The organism is Filibacter tadaridae, assembly GCF_900609045.1.
In the GTDB taxonomy this organism is placed as follows: Bacteria; Bacillota; Bacilli; order Bacillales_A; family Planococcaceae; genus Sporosarcina; species Sporosarcina tadaridae.
Map to the genome: position 1 here is coordinate 557887 of NZ_UXAV01000042.1, position 16074 is coordinate 573960.

Sequence of the window (16074 nt, forward strand, 5' to 3'; positions counted from 1 at the left end):
AAGTTGGGAGCATCTATGATCATTCAAAAATTTGGTGGAATTGCTATGAAGGATGAACAGATAAGATCGGAATGCATTAACCATATAAAGGATGGCATGAAGGAGTATGGTAAAGTAATCGTTGTCGTTTCAGCGATTGGACGCCTTGGTGATCCGTACGCAACGGACAGCCTTTTACGTATTACGGATGCCTTTACCACTGCCAAGGCAGCGAGTGATCTCGCAGCATCATGTGGAGAACTAATCGGAGCAGCTGTCCTATCAGCGGAGTTAATACGGGCCGGTGTCCCCAATACCGTACTGCACGGTATACAAGCAGGTATTTTAACTTCCGGGGATTTCGGTGACGGTACAATCACCAAAATCGATACTACTACTATAAGTAAGCATCTTAATGTAACGGATTGTATAATCATACCCGGTTTTCAAGGAATGGATGAAGACGGATACGTAATGACTCTTGGTCGAGGTGGCAGTGACTTAACTGCTATCGCCCTTGCCGCTGGATTACAAGCTTTGCACACTGAGTTTTTTAAAGATGTCCCTGGAGTGATGACGCATGATCCCCATGAAGTAGCCACTAGTCGCAAGTTTGATTCATTAACATTTGACGAATTTCTACCCTTACTCGATTGTGATAAACCTATTATTCAAAAACGCGCCGCACTTCATGCATTAGAAACAGCGATTCCACTTTATATTCGAGGAATCGCTGGTACAGAGACTGGAACCTGGATATACCCTTAAAAAGTACCAGGTCCCTTTTCTTCTTTTTTATCTTCAACCATACGTATGAAGTCCTGCGTATAGTATCGTCCATAAGCACCAGTCCCAATATGCGTGAAGCCTTCTTCCAAAAGCACTTTTCGGTGTTCAGGAGAATTTAACCAACCATGAACGACTTCAATCGCATCGACATAATTGGTAGCAATATTCTCGCCTGCCTGCTTATGTTCTATCGAAGATTCTTTAAGTCTTTCTGCTAAATTCCCCACCTGAGGTGAGTCATTGGAAAAGTAGTTTTCAAGTGCCATTTCTTTACTATGTTCTCTCGCTAATATGTTAAGGCTATAATTTCTTTCGAGCTTATTTACATCGTGCTTTTCACGTATAATATTCGATAGCTCAAAAATTTGCCGTTCCATCGCACGGTCCACTTCAGCTTGGACCGTAGACGATGGGTATTTTTTGCTGATCATTTCACCCCTATACGCCATGTCATACGGTTGGTGAGTAACAAGCGTTAACGGATCAATAAACCGGACCCCTTCAAGTTTTCCATCAATGCCATCAATATACAGTTGTGCGTATACATCCTTAAACGTTACAAGTATACGATTTTTAACATCTTCGCTGTTTAATGAAAATGTATACATATTGTCATCGATTTGAACATCAACTTCAGTTTCAACAATGGAGAAACGGTAAATATCTTTCACGTCTTGACCGACTTCAAAAGGACTAACATCTGAATTTATAGCTGAACTATATATTTGATTTACTTTCTGTTTTTCGACACCTGCCATAAATTGAATTTGCCCTAAATAAATCCACCAATCATATCCATATAGTGAAGGCTCAATTCGATCAGGTTTTCCCATCTTCTCAATCAGCAAATCTACATCTTTCCCGACAAAAGAGGATATTCCATCTTCAGGACGTGAAGTTTGTGGCATGGGGCTGCCAGTACCGTTCCCAGGAACCGGGATTGCAGTACTTCGTTTCACTGGAGATTCAAGCAAATCATTTTCCTGAACACGATCATCCATATAATAAAAAAGAACTAGTACGATGCCGAGTAAAAGAGCTATTTTCCAAATGACTTTCATTTTTACCCCTACTTTCTTTTCTCATAGGTTTAACAAGCATATCATTTACGAATACTTGATATGTTGAAATAAGGAATTCCATTGGATATGCTATGGCGTTAGAGGATGCCATCCGCCACAAGCCAGACATCTTCACCGTCAGTATTATGGTTTTGGCAATCTTTTGTAAGATGCCTACGTTCAGTTTATATAAAGCGAAACTTCAATCAGTGGGGGGTTTTCTTCTCCCCACTGATTGTTTAAGGAACTTAGGCTAAGAACGCCACGTCCTGTGGCAATGCCTAAGTAACCAACATCCTGTTGGCCCGAGCCATTCGGGCTTTTACGGGCAGTTGATCCCCCACTTATTCTTCTTAGTTTCTCGAAGACTTGAAGTTGGGGGTCTTACTGCCCGTTAATGCGGGATAAATAGTCATTTGATAAACGTGTATCGTAATTGTAAGGTCTCTACATTATACTTCGGCAACTTACGAAAGATAATAAGGATTTAATTTTTTTAGTGACACAATGTTGCCATTGCAACTACGTACGATTTGTTCTATTATTGATAAGTATAGGGAAATGGCTGAAAGATATCTAAGGAGGATTTTAACTATGTATATTGAAAATACTGGCATTGAAAATATTGTTGCCGATTTATCAGTGCTTGATGAAATTATGTCCAAGCATGATTTAATAAGAGCGGGTCAATGGGACTACGAACGCGTAACATATGATAAAAAATATGTTATTAAAGAAGGCACATACTACTTACGTGTATTTGGTTTCACACCTGATGGCGATGTTGATACGCGTGATGCAATTATGCATCTGAAGAAGCCTGCTCTTGGTAAACATTATTATCCCCATGGTGTTGAGTACGGTGAAGATGAAATCTTCCCTGAAAGTCTTGTCAAGGATTGTGTCGCAACTTTGAAAGCAGTCCAAGCAGAAGTACAACCCCATAACTTAAAAAAGTAATTGATAATCAAATGTACCGAAGAACATTTAGTTCTTCGGTTTTTTCATCTATTCAATTCCACAAACATTGGTTATAATGAAACTATTGAATGGTATGGAGGAATGGTTCTTGGCTAAATGGCTCACAAAACGCAACTTTATTTTTGCAGTAAGTATTATTATTTTTATTCTTGTATTAATATTTATTATCCCCGTTTCAATCCCTATAATATTAGCACTTTTGACTGCATTACTGATAGACCCACTTGTTCGGCTTACAGAAAAAAAGTTTAAATGGCAACGAAAAGTATCCGTCATATCAGTTTTTATATTCATTCTTGCTATTTTAGCATCAACAATTTATTATACCGTTACTCAACTCATCGGAAGGATTATCCAGTTTACGAAAGACGCACCTGAATACTTCAACTCATTATCAGGCGTTTGGATTGATGCGCAAAGTAAATTGTTCCATTATACATCAGGTATGCCGGATGATGTAGTAATTGCGATTAAACATGAATTCAAAAACATTTTTGAATCTATACGAGAATCTATATTGAACTTGCTGAGCTATGAAAAAATAACAGCTCTCATGACAGAGATTCCAAACTTCCTTGTTAGTTTAATCGTTTATATCATTGCATTATTTTTATTTATGCTAGAGCTTCCAGAATTGAAGAAAATGCTATTCAGACATTTTACGACTTCAACAGCAGAAAAGGTACGCTTCATGATTCTAAAGTTAAATGCTGTCATATTCGGCTTCATGAAAGCACAATTCCTTGTAAGTCTGATTATACTAGCAGTAACATTTGTTGCACTACTTATTATTGTACCTGAATATGCAATTGTGATGTCACTTGTCATTTGGATTATTGATGTTATTCCGATACTTGGATCGATTATTGTACTCGCTCCATGGTCGCTATATCAATTCATAAGTGGCGATGTGGCATTGGGAACAAAACTTGCTATATTAGCAGTGGTGTTACTACTTATACGAAGAATTGTCGAACCAAAGGTTATGGGTTCACAAATCGGATTATCACCCTTGCCAACGCTTATCGCAATGTTTATAGGCCTGAAGCTAATTGGTTTCTTAGGATTTTTCCTCGGCCCGCTTATAGTCATTTTATTTACCACTGCACGTGAAGCCGGAATCATTAAAATGAATTTCAGGATCTGATAAAACCGAATAATACAGTGGGACCTTCCTTTCCCAACTATTAAAAGACACTACCACAAATTCGGTAGCGTCTTTTTTTATACCTGGAATCATTTGAAAAAAGTGTCTGGTTTACGTTTGTTTATAATCCATGTGTATACATTTTTTGTCGTTCCAACAAATCTTTACGTGTGATTTCATCTGCATTTTTCTGTTCATCTTTGTGCCATCTAAGAAACTCTGTACCAATCACAACAACATAAACAATTTCCTGGAACACTTTCATAATAATGCCGCCCAATTGCTGATCGTATACAGTTGGTGTATTGATGAACAACTCGGGTCCTGAAATATTTAATCCTGCAAGTGAATTGAGTGTATTGGCAGGTACACATAATGCCATCGCCTGTAACCATGCTTCCCCACTGCTATATGTCTCATAGACAGGCACATCTACGAATATGATCAGCGCACAAGCAGGGGTAATTAGAAGTGCACTTAAAATGACATAACCGATTTTTTTCAAGCCAACAATTTTGGGCTGTCCGTTTAATGAGTTCGTAATCGGCCACCAGAAAAAAAGCGCCGCAATGAAAAGTGTCACAGTGAAAATTGTGTGTAGCACTGGACTTAACTTCACATTATCCAAGATAAGTGGATAGTGATAAAGGGAAAACATAAAACTGAATACGACCAAAGCAACTAAGGGCTTCGTCAGTACGCCTAGTATCTTATTCAGAATGGTAACGTCAAAAATCTTTTTCCAGATCCAATTAGGAAGACCTAGTATGATGAATGGAGCAATTACGAGTAATAGAAATGCCATTTGCACCATATGAACAGCAAACAAAATATGGCCAAGCAAGTCTACTGGTGATCCCTTTACAGCATATAAAAGAATCATTCCCATTAAGAAAAAACTGATTTGTTTCGGAGTAACGGGTTCTGTATCTTTAAAATGATGCCGCCATTTCATTGTAAGTAAAAAATAGAACGCAATGCCAACTACGATTAATAACAAAAACCAAGGACTCCATAAAGCCCGGAATCCGAATATGCTTATAGGCAACATAGCCATCGCTCCTTCAGATAAGTCTTTATCCATTATATAACTAACAGCGTGGTAACTCAATGAACGAACTATGACATTTATGAATAGATAGCAAAAAGCCTGTGTGAGATAAATCTCCACAGGCTTTTTTCCTTACCACCAAACAATTGCTACAAAAGTTAAAACGATTAGAAATGCGAACAATGCTCCAGTATACATGAACATCATTGGAATCCCATGTCCTTTTTCACTCATATGCATGAAGAAATACAGCTGTAAACCAACCTGTACTGCAGCAAATAAGAGAAGGATCGGAATAACAAAATACTCGGAGAATCCAGCCACTCCCGAATTATAAGCCATAACCATTGTAAATGAAATCAGTGTTAGGAAAATCATCAATGCGAACATCATAATTTGATTGCGCATTGATTTCTTTGCACGTCTCTGTCCTAAATTAAATTCAGCAGGCGACTTTTTATATACCTGAACTTCTGCCATATCAACCTATCACTCCCATCAAATAGACTACAGTGAAGATGAATACCCAGACAACGTCGATGAAATGCCAATACAGAGAGAATGTATAATACTTCGAAGCATTATACAAATTCAGTCCGCGTTTCGCATTACGGATAAGTAATAGCGTAATCCATACAAGGCCGATTGCAACGTGGAAACCGTGCGTTCCGACTAATGTAAAGAATGCTGAACTAAATGCACTACTGTCAAATGTGAATCCTTCTTTAACATAGTGTACAAACTCATACACTTCAAGACCAATGAACCCTAGTCCGAGCAATGCTGTGATTGCAAGCCATAATTGCATTTTCTTGAAGTTGAAGTTTTTCATGTGATACATCGCATATACACTTGTAAGTGAAGAAGTTAATAGAAGCATCGTCATCACAAATACAAGTGGTAATTCAAATAACTCTTGCGTCGTATGTTCATAACCAGCCGGTCCTTTGTTTTTCAATGCGATATATGTCGCAAAAAGTGTTGCAAAGAGAACAGTTTCCCCACCAAGGAAGAGCCAAAAGCCGACGAATTTATTTTTGGCTTCATGAGTAGCTCGTTCCGGATGATCTGGCCATGTTTCAGGGGTGAATTTTTTGTTTAAATCCATTAGTTGCGACCCCCTTTTTGTTTCAAATCTCGTTCAATATCTGCTTTTTTAACATAATAACCTAAATCGTCTTTCAAAGAACGTGTAGCCATCGATGCGAAAGTCACAAATAATCCAAAGATAAGAAGTGGAAGGCCCCATGCTTCTTCTGCATGGAACATTGCGCCAAAACCGCCGATGAATAATCCAAAGGACATAATCATTGGAATGATTGAGCCGTTTGGCATGTGAATATCTTGTACAGGTTCAGCGGCAGTAAATCCAGATTTGTTACCTTCCATTTTTTCAATCCAAACTGTGTCAAGTCCGCGGACAAGTGGCGTTTGGGCAAAGTTATAGAATTTAGGTGGTGATTCGATTGCCCATTCAAGTGTACGTCCGTCTCCCCATGGGTCATTACCAACACGTACATTTTTAACAGATGTGATGATGATGTTAATGATAAGGACAAGAATCCCAAGTCCCATTAACAAAGCACCAACTGAACTGATCACGTTTGCTAAGTTCCAGCCTTGACCATCCATAAACGTAAAGACGCGACGTGGCATTCCCCAGAAGCCCAACCAGTGTTGGATAAGGAACGTCATATGGAAACCAATCAAGAAAAGTGCAAACGTAATTTTACCAAGTGGTTCGTTTAACATTGTACCGAACATTTTTGGCCACCAGTAATGTGTTCCAGCCAAAATTCCAAGTACAACTCCACCAACGATTACATAGTGGAAATGAGCTATAACAAAATAAGTATCATGTAATTGATAATCAAGTGGTGCAGATCCTAACATAACACCCGTTACTCCACCCATTACAAATGATGGAATAAATGAAATTGCATAAAGCATTGGTGTTGTCATTTTAATACTACCGCCCCACATGGTGAGGAGCCAGTTAAATATTTTTACACCAGTTGGTATGGCGATTGCCATAGTCGATACTGAGAAAATCGCGTTTGCTGTCGGCCCAAGTCCTACTGTAAACATATGGTGAGCCCAAACCATAAATCCCAAGAATCCGATTAGAACGGTAGCAAATACCATTGCTGCATAACCAAACAGACGTTTACGTGAGAACATAGGAATTATTTCTGAGAATATACCAAATGCCGGTAAAATGAGAATATATACTTCTGGGTGACCAAATATCCAGAAAATATGCTCCCAAATTATTGTATTACCACCCATTGTATGATCAAAGAAATTACCCCCGAACATTCTATCGAATGTCAAGAAGAATAATCCGACCGTAAGTGGTGGGAATGCAAAAAGAATCATTGCTGAAGCCACTAACGTAGTCCAACTAAAGAGCGGCATACGCATATAGGTCATACCCGGAGCACGCATTGTAATAATCGTTACGAGGAAGTTAATGCCCCCGATTAGTGTACCCCCACCGGCTATTTGTAGCCCGATTGCATAGAAGTCGATTCCGTGTCCTTCAGAAGCGATGGAAAGCGAAGCATAAGAAGTCCATCCTGCATCAGGTACCTGACCGAAAAGCCAAGAAACGTTCAAGAATAATCCTCCGAAGAAGAACATCCAAAAACCTAGAGAGTTTAGAAATGGAAACGCAACGTCACGCGCACCAATTTGGAGCGGCATTACTACGTTCATAAAACCGATTAAGATCGGCATGGCTGCAAGGAAGATCATCGTCGTTCCATGCATGGTAATAATTTCATTAAAAAGACCGGCACTGACGAAATCGTTATTAGGTTTTAGAAGTTGTATACGAATAATCAACGCTTCGATACCGCCGATTACGAAGAAGATTCCTCCACCAAGAAGATAAAGAATCCCGATCTTCTTATGGTCGACTGTTGTCAACCAGTCCCATAACGTTGCGCCAAAGCCTCTTTTTTGAGCAACTGAACTCACTTTGTTTACCTCCTCTTCAATTTCACGATACGTATTACTTTTCTACAGAAAGTCCCATTAGGTACTCTGCAATAGCGTCAAGATCTTCATCTGACATATCACCAAATGATTGCATTTTATTGCCTGGTTTGTACTTTTGAGGATCTTTAATCCATTCTTTCAATGATTCCTTATCATGATCCATAAATCCTGCGATTCGATTGCGGTCACCGAAGGTTGCAAGGTTAGGTCCAATTGCTCCAGTCTCACCTACAGCTGAAGTTGCGTGACATGCAATACAGCTTTGTTGGAACAGTTCTTCACCTTGACCAACTGCAGCAACATCTGTCGTTTCTTCGCCAGTTGCTTGCATTGCTGTTACCCATGTATCGAATTCAGCACGCGGCATTGTTTTCACTTTAAAATCCATAAGTGCATGGGAAGGTCCACAAAGTTCAGCACATTTGCCGTAAAAAACGCCATCTTTAAGATCCTTAGAATCTTTTTCAAATGAAAGGTAGAACTTATTAACGTTTTCAACGTTCGTATCAAGCTTTCCTCCAACAGCCGGAATCCAGAATGAGTGTTTAACATCCGCTGCAATTAGGTTGAAGTATACTTTTTCGTCCATTGGTACAACGAGTTCCTGTGCAGTGACAATCCCAAGTTCAGGATATTCAAATTCCCACCAGAAAAGTTTCGCCGTTACATCAACGACAAGATTCTCCGTATTACCTTCCTCATCTACTGCATCCATCGCTGTAACATTACCAAGTTTATATGTGTAATACACAGTTGGCACTGCAAGCACTAAAATGAGAAGAATCGGAACAACCGTCCATACTAGTTCGAGTATGTGACTTCCTTCCGTCTGTTTGGGTATATGATCTTCACCCAATTTCGAGCGGCGGAAACGGATGAGCGCAATTACATAGATAATTACGACAACAATAATTACGATCAACATGATTACTGAAGATAAAATCAGCAAATTGAATTGATCTTTCCCGACTTGACCGGCCGGTAGGAGTATAGATAGCTGTTCCTGTCCGCATCCAGCAAGGAACACTGTAACAGCTGCTAATAGAGAAAAGAGACGCCACTTCTTGAGTCCTTTCATCATCACTTAATGATACCTCTCTTTCTGAAAAATAATTTTCTTGTTTTATGAGGACTTGTCGGCCTCTCTATATGAATTCCTATCCAAAGAAAGAATTCCAAGATTAGATGAATATGGAGAAAATGATAATTGCGACAAATAAAATCGTCATGTAATTCAACGAATAGATAAACATGGCTGTCGCCCATTTCAAGTCCTCTTTCGCTTTGAACCCTTTAACTGCTAAGTAAAGCCATCCTACGTTTAAAGCGGTTGCAAGCAGCAAAAACCAAATTCCCAACTCTGACAGAAGAAATGGTAACGGGAATAATAACAGCACCCAAGCAAGCATGGATTTCTTCGTTCTTGCAAATCCTTTTACAACTGGCAGCATGGGTATATTTGCCGCCCGGTACTCTTCTGTCCGGCGCATTGCCAAGGCATAAAAGTGCGGGGGTTGCCAAATGAACATAATAAGGAATAATGCCAAGGCACCTGCCCCAAGTGAAGGTTCGACAGCAGTCCAGCCAATCAAAGGAGGTATAGCTCCAGATAGGCTACCGACAATTGTATTGCCAACGTGTCTCCGCTTTGACCACATAGAGTAGAGTACAACATAACTGAAGATACCTGCAAGTCCCCATATTCCGGCCGCAACGGACGCGGAAAACAAAAGTCCTTCACCCAGAACGATGAAAGTGAGTGCAAGTGCCAATACAGCCGGTGCTTTAAATCGTCCGGTAACTGTCGGTCTGGATTTCGTTCTAGACATAATCGGGTCGATATCACAATCGATTAAGTTATTAAGTGCAGCAGAGCCAGCGATTATCAAACCTGATCCGCCGAGTCCACAGACAATCAAATCGACATTATGTAGAAAGTTCTGACCAGTAAACTGAAATGCCAAAAATAGACCGGTGAATGTTGTTATCATGTTTGAATTGACAATTCCTATTTTAATAAGTGCCAAGAAGTCCCGATACAAGGATGTTATCTTGACTTCAGGTTCCATGGATGAAGACACTATTCGACTATTCGGCATGTAACTCCTCCTTTCAAAGTAGTTTGCAAAGTCCGCTATACTTAACTATATCGAAAACCCCAAGTAATTTCTACATATAAACGAAAAAACCTTTGATTTCCCAAAAACGTCGACACAACTGGCACTATGCTCTTTCTATACTAAATCATTTCAACTCACTCTTTGTGAAGTTAAAGCGTCTTTTTTATGAACAATTTGTGAAGTTATGGGGTGATTCGTCGTTTTAGCAGTCTTGATATTGTTTTTTCAATCCTTTTTCGGTATCATCAAAAAAGTAGGGCCATTTACATGTTGGCCACCAATTAAAAAGAAGGTGTCTTTTCTTGCAATCTAATAAATATTTAAAATGGTTTGCTGTCGCCTCCACATTCGGCATGCTTTTAATCATGCTTGGAGGCGCACTTGTCTCAAAAACCGACAGCGGTTTGGGTTGTGGAAGACATTGGCCTGGTTGTAACGGTCAACTAATCCCTGACGAAATCACGCCCGAAGTACTTATTGAGTTTTCCCATCGCCTCGTTACAGGTTCAGTCGGAATTCTCATCCTTATATTAGCCATTTGGTCTTGGCGATCATTGGGACATATAAGAGAAACAAAATTTCTGTCCTTCACTGCCATATTTTTTCTTATCCTACAATCTTTAATCGGCGCTGCCCAAGTTAAATGGGGGCAAGGCGATTTCATTCTTGCACTTCATTTCGGAATTTCGTTGATTTCCTTCGCGGCTGTGCTACTACTGACACTTCTTATATTTGAAGTGGACAAGAAATTCGATACAGATAAAATTAGTGTTGGCAAAACATTGAAATGGCATACAATCGGCGTTTCGTTATATTCTTATATCGTTGTTTATACGGGAGCACTTGTCCGCCACACTGAATCTGGGCTAGTTTGTAAGGATTGGCCACTATGTCGCAATGACCAATTTGAATTGCCCACCAATATGCATGAATGGGTCCAGATGGGTCACCGGGCAGCAGCGGCACTCATTGTCATCTGGCTGGGCATCATTGCTATTCACGTCATTCGGAATTACAAGGATCAGCGAGCGATTTACTGGGGATGGGTTATCGCATTTATCATTGTCCTACTCCAAGCAACTACAGGTATGACGGTCGTCTTGACTAAACTAAATCTTTATGTTGCATTGCTTCATTCATTGTTCATAACGTTATTATTCGGTTTGTTGACGTATATGCTCTTACTTGTTTCGAGGAGTAAATTGAAATAATGAATCATTTCCCCTTATATCAATAAAGAAAAGCACTTGGATTCAATCCAAGTGCTTTTCTTTATTGTTTCAATGTATAGCTTCTTACTGTTCCAATTCAATTAGTAAATCGCCTGTGGAGATTGATTCGCTGGCTGCAACGTAAATTTCTTTTACAATCCCATCGTAAGGTGCCTGGATTGTCGTCTCCATCTTCATCGCCTCAGTGATAAGGAGATGCTCGCCACGTTTCACTTTCGCTCCTTTGGAAACTACAACTTTTAATACAGTTCCTGGCATTGTAGCTGCAATATGCGCAGTATTACCAAGATCGGCTTTCAATTTTCGGACAATATCGGATTCAACATTCATATCATTAATGATAACTTCCCTTGGCTGACCATTTAATTCGAAATACATCACACGTGTGCCGTCCGACTGAGGCTCGCTAATCGAAACAAGTTTGACAATCAATGTCTTCCCTTTTTCAATCTCCACTTCTATTTCCTCACCAAGACGCATTCCATATAAAAATTCAGGTGTATCGATGACGGATACATCACCAAATTCTTTTTCCATAGCGGAATATTCTTCGAATACCTTCGGATAGATTGCATAGGAAAGTACTTCGTGGCTCGTAACCGGTCGGTCCAACATGCTATTCAAATTGTCTCGTATTTTTTCAAAGTCAGCATCCTGTAATAGCTCACCTGGACGAACAGTGATTGCTTCACGTTCTTTCAAGATGACTTTTTGCAACTCTTTGGGAAATCCTCCATAAGGTTGTCCAATATACCCTTCAAAAAACTCGATAACTGATTCAGGAAAATCAATGGCCTTTCCGCGGGTAAGCACGGTTTGTTCATCCAAGTCATTCTGTACCATGAATAACGCCATATCGCCAACTACTTTAGAAGATGGTGTCACTTTAACGACGTCACCGAATAACAGATTGACGCGTGAGTACAAGTCTTTCACTTCTTCCCAGCGTTCTCCAAGACCAACAGCTTTTGCTTGTTGTTGTAGGTTTGAGTACTGGCCACCCGGCATTTCATGTACGTAAACTTCTGAATGAGGGCTTATCATGCCACTTTCAAATGGCTGATAATATTTCCGTACGTCTTCCCAATAATACGATAAGTCTTCGAGTGATTTCACATTTGTACGGACATTCCGTTTACCGCCCTGTAATGCATAATACAATGAACTGGCAGATGGTTGTGAAGTCAGTCCGCTCATTGCTCCAAGTGCTGTATCAACGATGTCCACTCCCGCTTCAATCGCTTTCGCATACATGAATATTCCATTTCCACTTGTATCGTGTGAATGAAGATGTATCGGTATATCGACAGTATCTTTTAGTTCAGAAATAAGACGATATGCCGCTTCCGGTTTCAAAAGTCCCGCCATATCTTTGATTGCAAGAATATGGGCACCTGCCGATTCAAGTTCTTTCGCCATCTGTTTATAATAACCAACTGTGTATTTGTCACGAGAATCATCCAGGATATCGCCTGTGTAACAAAGAGCAGCTTCGGCGACCTTACCCGCTTCACGTGTGGCGTCGATTGCCACTTCCATTCCTTTGATCCAGTTTAAACTGTCGAAAATACGGAATACATCGATACCTGCGTCCGCTGACTTTTTCACGAATTCCCGGATTACGTTATCGGGATAGTTCGTATAGCCGACTGCATTGGCACCGCGAAACAACATTTGGAAAAGAACGTTCGGGATTTGCTCGCGCAATTTCAGCAGTCTATCCCAGGGACTTTCTTTTAGGAATCTATAGGAAACGTCAAACGTCGCACCGCCCCACATTTCATATGAGAAAAGATCAGGCATCATTCTGGCCGATTCAGATGCAATTTTTGTAATATCAGACGTACGAACACGTGTAGCTAATAGCGACTGATGTGCATCTCTGAAAGTTGTATCCGTTAGTAGAACATCATTTTGTTCTTTGATCCATTTAACTAGCCCATCCGCACCGCGTTCATCCAAGATTTGTTTTGTTCCTGGTGTGGGCGGCGTCAGTAAGTCAATAGATGGCTTTCTCACAGGATGGAATACAGGTTTTGACTGTTTTCCTATTCCAGGGAATCCGTTAATCGTCACATTACTGATATAATTCAACATTTTTGTTCCACGGTCTTTGCGATTCGGGAACAGAAATAATTCAGGCGTCTCATCGATGAATCCTGTGTCGTATTTTCCTGTGAGGAAGTTCGTATGCTTTACGACATTTTCAAGGAATGGAATATTTGTTTTGATCCCCCGGATTCTGAACTCTTGCAGGTTTCGATCCATTTTAGCCGCCGCTTCACGGAACGTCATTCCCCATGTTGACACTTTTACAAGTAATGAGTCATAGAAAGGTGTAATCACTGCACCTTGGAAGCCGTTACCAGCGTCAAGACGTACGCCAAATCCACCACCCGATCGGTACACCATCAATTTCCCTGTATCAGGCATGAAATCGTTCAGAGGATCTTCGGTTGTGACACGTGACTGAATAGCGTATCCGAACAATGGTATTTTGTCCTGGATTGGGATACCCGTTTCTCCTTCATGAAGGTTTCCACCATTTGCAATATGGATTTGTGAATGAACAATATCGATTCCTGTTACCATTTCTGTAATTGTATGCTCCACTTGAATACGTGGATTGACTTCTATGAAGTAAAACCGTCCATCGGAAACGAGGAACTCAACTGTCCCCGCATTGATGTATCCAATACTTTTCATCAATTTTACAGCCGATTCACAAATTTCTTCACGTAGTCCATCTTCAAGTGATATCGAAGGTGCGATTTCGACCACTTTTTGATGGCGGCGTTGAATTGAGCAATCCCGTTCATAGAGATGGACGATATTACCGTATGTATCTCCGAGAATTTGCACTTCTATATGCTTTGGTTTACTAATGTACTTTTCTACATACACTTCATCTGAACCGAATGCCGACTTTGCTTCAGATCTTGCACGTTCAAACGCTTCCTCCACTTCTTCTGCGGAATTGACAATACGCATACCGCGCCCGCCGCCGCCGAGTGAGGCTTTTATGATGATCGGATAGCCATTCGATTCGCCGAATGTTGCGACTTCTGAGACTATAGTTATCGGCCCATCACTTCCTGGGATGACTGGAATTCCTGCATTGATTGCCTGTGTTCTTGCTTTCACTTTATCTCCAAACATATCCAGATGCTTCGACCCAGGACCGATAAAAATGATTCCTTCTTCTTCAAGACGTCGAGCAAACTCTTCATTTTCAGCTAAAAAACCATAACCGGGGTGTACTGCATTTGCCCCCGAGTCTTTTGCAATCGCGATAATGCCCTCAATATCCAGGTAAGCATCAATTGGTTTTTTACCCTTGCCGACAAGATAGGACTCGTCCGCTTTGTAACGATGGAATGACCCGCTATCTTCCGTCGAATAAATCCCAACTGTAGGGATGTTCAATTCAGTACAGGCACGAAATATGCGAATTGCAATTTCGCCTCGGTTAGCAACAAGAATCTTTTTTATTTCCCCCATGATACGACACTTCCTATTCTATTTGTTTTTTTCATATTTTACGAATATCGATACATTCATCAATATTCCTAAAGATAACGATAGCAGAATCACCGACGTACCGCCATAGCTGATAAACGGTAACGGTACACCTGTAAGAGGTATCAGCCCTGTTAATCCACCTAAGTTTACGAACGTTTGAATACCTATCACACTACCAATCCCCGCAGCTAGCATACGTGCATGGGGATCTTTTGCTTTCAATGCAATAGACAAGGCCCTTAATACTATAAAACCTAAACCGCCAATAACAATGATAGCGCCTAATACACCTAGTTCTTCTGAAATAACCGCCATAATGACATCAGTATGTGGTTCAGGTAAATACCCCATCTTCTGAATTGAGTTTCCAAGTCCCAACCCTTTTAAACCACCTGTACCAATCGCTATATAACCGTTAGCAATCTGGTATCCTGACCCCTGAAGGTAGTCAAATGGATTTAAATAGGCTAACAGACGCCCCTGTCTGCTGGGGGTCATCACTGTATCCCATGCAAAGTATATAATAATTGCAACGGGTATAAGTGCTAACGAGACAATCCCACTCATTTTCATAAATGTTTTTTTATTTATACCGCTTGCAGCAAGAACCGAAAGGGCCGCCATGATGATGATGAGTGATGTACCAATATCCGTCTCCAACATAATTGAGCCTACTGCGAGCACAAGAATGCCAATCGGTGGAGCGATTGCCTGATTGATGTTGTTTATCGTACCAGATTCATACTTTTTTGCAAATACACTTGAGAAATAAACAATGATGACAAGCTTCGCCACTTCAGATGGTTGAATACTTCCAAACGGGAGACCAATCCAGCTTTGAGAGCCGACATCCTCCCCGTACCCGATGAAATGCACAAGAATTAGTAGCGCGAACATACCAACAACCGCGGATACCATTATTCCTTTCCTTTTATAGTTTTTATAAGGAAAAAATGCCGCTATAAAAAAAGCGGGATAAGCAATTGCTAAATTTAGTATTTGCTTTTTAAAAAAATGATTTGCCGGGAAATCATACTTATTAACAGCCCATACCATACTTGAGCTGTAAATCATGACAAGCCCAAAAAGGGTAAGAAAAAGAAATACGAAAAAAAGTGGAAAATCAAAATTACGTAAAAATCGTTTAGTGTACGTTTTCATCAACAATACCTCGGCTTCGTTAAACAAA

At 40.3% G+C, this 16074-nt stretch carries 13 protein-coding genes; 4 read left to right on the forward strand and 9 right to left on the reverse strand.

The annotated features are described in order from the left end of the window. The first annotated feature begins 15 nt into the window (after nt 1-15). Nucleotides 16-747 carry an amino acid kinase family protein gene (locus tag FILTAD_RS12170; protein WP_124071040.1) on the forward strand — a complete coding sequence of 244 codons (732 nt, stop codon included), beginning with the start codon at nt 16-18 and terminating at the stop codon, nt 745-747. Here the strand turns inward: FILTAD_RS12170 and FILTAD_RS12175 are convergent. After that, complete coding sequence (locus FILTAD_RS12175) at nt 744-1829, reverse strand: CAP domain-containing protein (protein ID WP_124071043.1); 1086 nt, start codon at nt 1827-1829, stop codon at nt 744-746. The genes FILTAD_RS12170 and FILTAD_RS12175 overlap by 4 nt on opposite strands. A gap of 594 nt (nt 1830-2423) precedes the next feature. On the opposite strand from FILTAD_RS12175, the gene FILTAD_RS12180 reads away from it, so the two are divergent. Together FILTAD_RS12180 and ytvI are read left to right on the forward strand one after the other, a co-directional pair. Next, nucleotides 2424-2789 (forward strand): YugN family protein, encoded by a 366-nt coding sequence (locus FILTAD_RS12180; RefSeq protein WP_124071045.1) that lies wholly within the window; start codon nt 2424-2426, stop codon nt 2787-2789. 109 nt (nt 2790-2898) lie between these two features. Continuing rightward, complete coding sequence (ytvI, locus tag FILTAD_RS12185) at nt 2899-3957, forward strand: sporulation integral membrane protein YtvI (protein WP_238988233.1); 1059 nt, start codon at nt 2899-2901, stop codon at nt 3955-3957. A 121-nt stretch (nt 3958-4078) separates the two neighbouring features. Here ytvI and ctaG read toward each other — a convergent pair whose 3' ends face one another. The 6 genes from ctaG to cyoE form a co-directional block, all read right to left on the reverse strand. Next, nucleotides 4079-5128: a cytochrome c oxidase assembly factor CtaG gene (gene ctaG / locus FILTAD_RS12190; protein WP_345788904.1), complete on the reverse strand. Its 1050-nt coding sequence runs from the start codon at nt 5126-5128 to the stop codon at nt 4079-4081. A gap of 12 nt (nt 5129-5140) precedes the next feature. Continuing rightward, the gene (locus FILTAD_RS12195; protein ID WP_124071047.1) at nt 5141-5488 is read right to left on the reverse strand and encodes a cytochrome C oxidase subunit IV family protein; all 348 of its coding nucleotides are present in this window, start codon (nt 5486-5488) and stop codon (nt 5141-5143) included. Nucleotide 5489: 1 nt separating this feature from the next. Further along, a complete protein-coding gene (locus tag FILTAD_RS12200) occupies nt 5490-6116 on the reverse strand; it encodes a cytochrome (ubi)quinol oxidase subunit III (protein WP_124071049.1) in 627 nt (208 codons plus the stop codon). Beyond that, nucleotides 6116-7990 (reverse strand): cytochrome c oxidase subunit I, encoded by a 1875-nt coding sequence (gene ctaD / locus FILTAD_RS12205; RefSeq protein WP_124071051.1) that lies wholly within the window; start codon nt 7988-7990, stop codon nt 6116-6118. The genes FILTAD_RS12200 and ctaD overlap by 1 nt, the downstream gene beginning before the upstream one ends. A 34-nt stretch (nt 7991-8024) precedes the next feature. After that, complete coding sequence (gene coxB / locus FILTAD_RS12210) at nt 8025-9092, reverse strand: cytochrome c oxidase subunit II (RefSeq protein ID WP_124071053.1); 1068 nt, start codon at nt 9090-9092, stop codon at nt 8025-8027. 100 nt (nt 9093-9192) lie between these two features. Then, a complete protein-coding gene (cyoE, locus tag FILTAD_RS12215; RefSeq protein ID WP_124071055.1) occupies nt 9193-10110 on the reverse strand; it encodes a heme o synthase in 918 nt (305 codons plus the stop codon). 323 nt (nt 10111-10433) lie between these two features. Between cyoE and FILTAD_RS12220 the strand changes: the two genes are divergently transcribed. After that, nucleotides 10434-11342, forward strand: a complete 909-nt coding sequence (locus tag FILTAD_RS12220; protein ID WP_282432586.1) for a COX15/CtaA family protein — start codon at nt 10434-10436, stop codon at nt 11340-11342. Nucleotides 11343-11426: 84 nt separating this feature from the next. Here FILTAD_RS12220 and pyc read toward each other — a convergent pair whose 3' ends face one another. Continuing rightward, complete coding sequence (gene pyc / locus FILTAD_RS12225; RefSeq protein WP_124071057.1) at nt 11427-14864, reverse strand: pyruvate carboxylase; 3438 nt, start codon at nt 14862-14864, stop codon at nt 11427-11429. 18 nt (nt 14865-14882) lie between these two features. Next, nucleotides 14883-16046 carry an FtsW/RodA/SpoVE family cell cycle protein gene (locus FILTAD_RS12230; protein WP_124071059.1) on the reverse strand — a complete coding sequence of 388 codons (1164 nt, stop codon included), beginning with the start codon at nt 16044-16046 and terminating at the stop codon, nt 14883-14885. Nucleotides 16047-16074: the final 28 nt, after the last annotated feature.

Bases quoted from the DNA above. Each gene is read 5' to 3' on its own strand.
- pyc (WP_124071057.1), bottom strand. From the start codon at position 14,864: ATGGGGGAAATAAAAAAGATTCTTGTTGCTAACCGAGGCGAAATTGCA.
- FILTAD_RS12200 (WP_124071049.1), bottom strand. From the start codon at position 6,116: ATGGATTTAAACAAAAAATTCACCCCTGAAACATGGCCAGATCATCCG.
- FILTAD_RS12180 (WP_124071045.1), top strand. From the start codon at position 2,424: ATGTATATTGAAAATACTGGCATTGAAAATATTGTTGCCGATTTATCA.
- FILTAD_RS12230 (WP_124071059.1), bottom strand. From the start codon at position 16,046: ATGAAAACGTACACTAAACGATTTTTACGTAATTTTGATTTTCCACTT.
- FILTAD_RS12170 (WP_124071040.1), top strand. From the start codon at position 16: ATGATCATTCAAAAATTTGGTGGAATTGCTATGAAGGATGAACAGATA.
- FILTAD_RS12175 (WP_124071043.1), bottom strand. From the start codon at position 1,829: ATGAAAGTCATTTGGAAAATAGCTCTTTTACTCGGCATCGTACTAGTT.
- cyoE (WP_124071055.1), bottom strand. From the start codon at position 10,110: ATGCCGAATAGTCGAATAGTGTCTTCATCCATGGAACCTGAAGTCAAG.
- coxB (WP_124071053.1), bottom strand. From the start codon at position 9,092: ATGATGAAAGGACTCAAGAAGTGGCGTCTCTTTTCTCTATTAGCAGCT.
- FILTAD_RS12195 (WP_124071047.1), bottom strand. From the start codon at position 5,488: ATGGCAGAAGTTCAGGTATATAAAAAGTCGCCTGCTGAATTTAATTTA.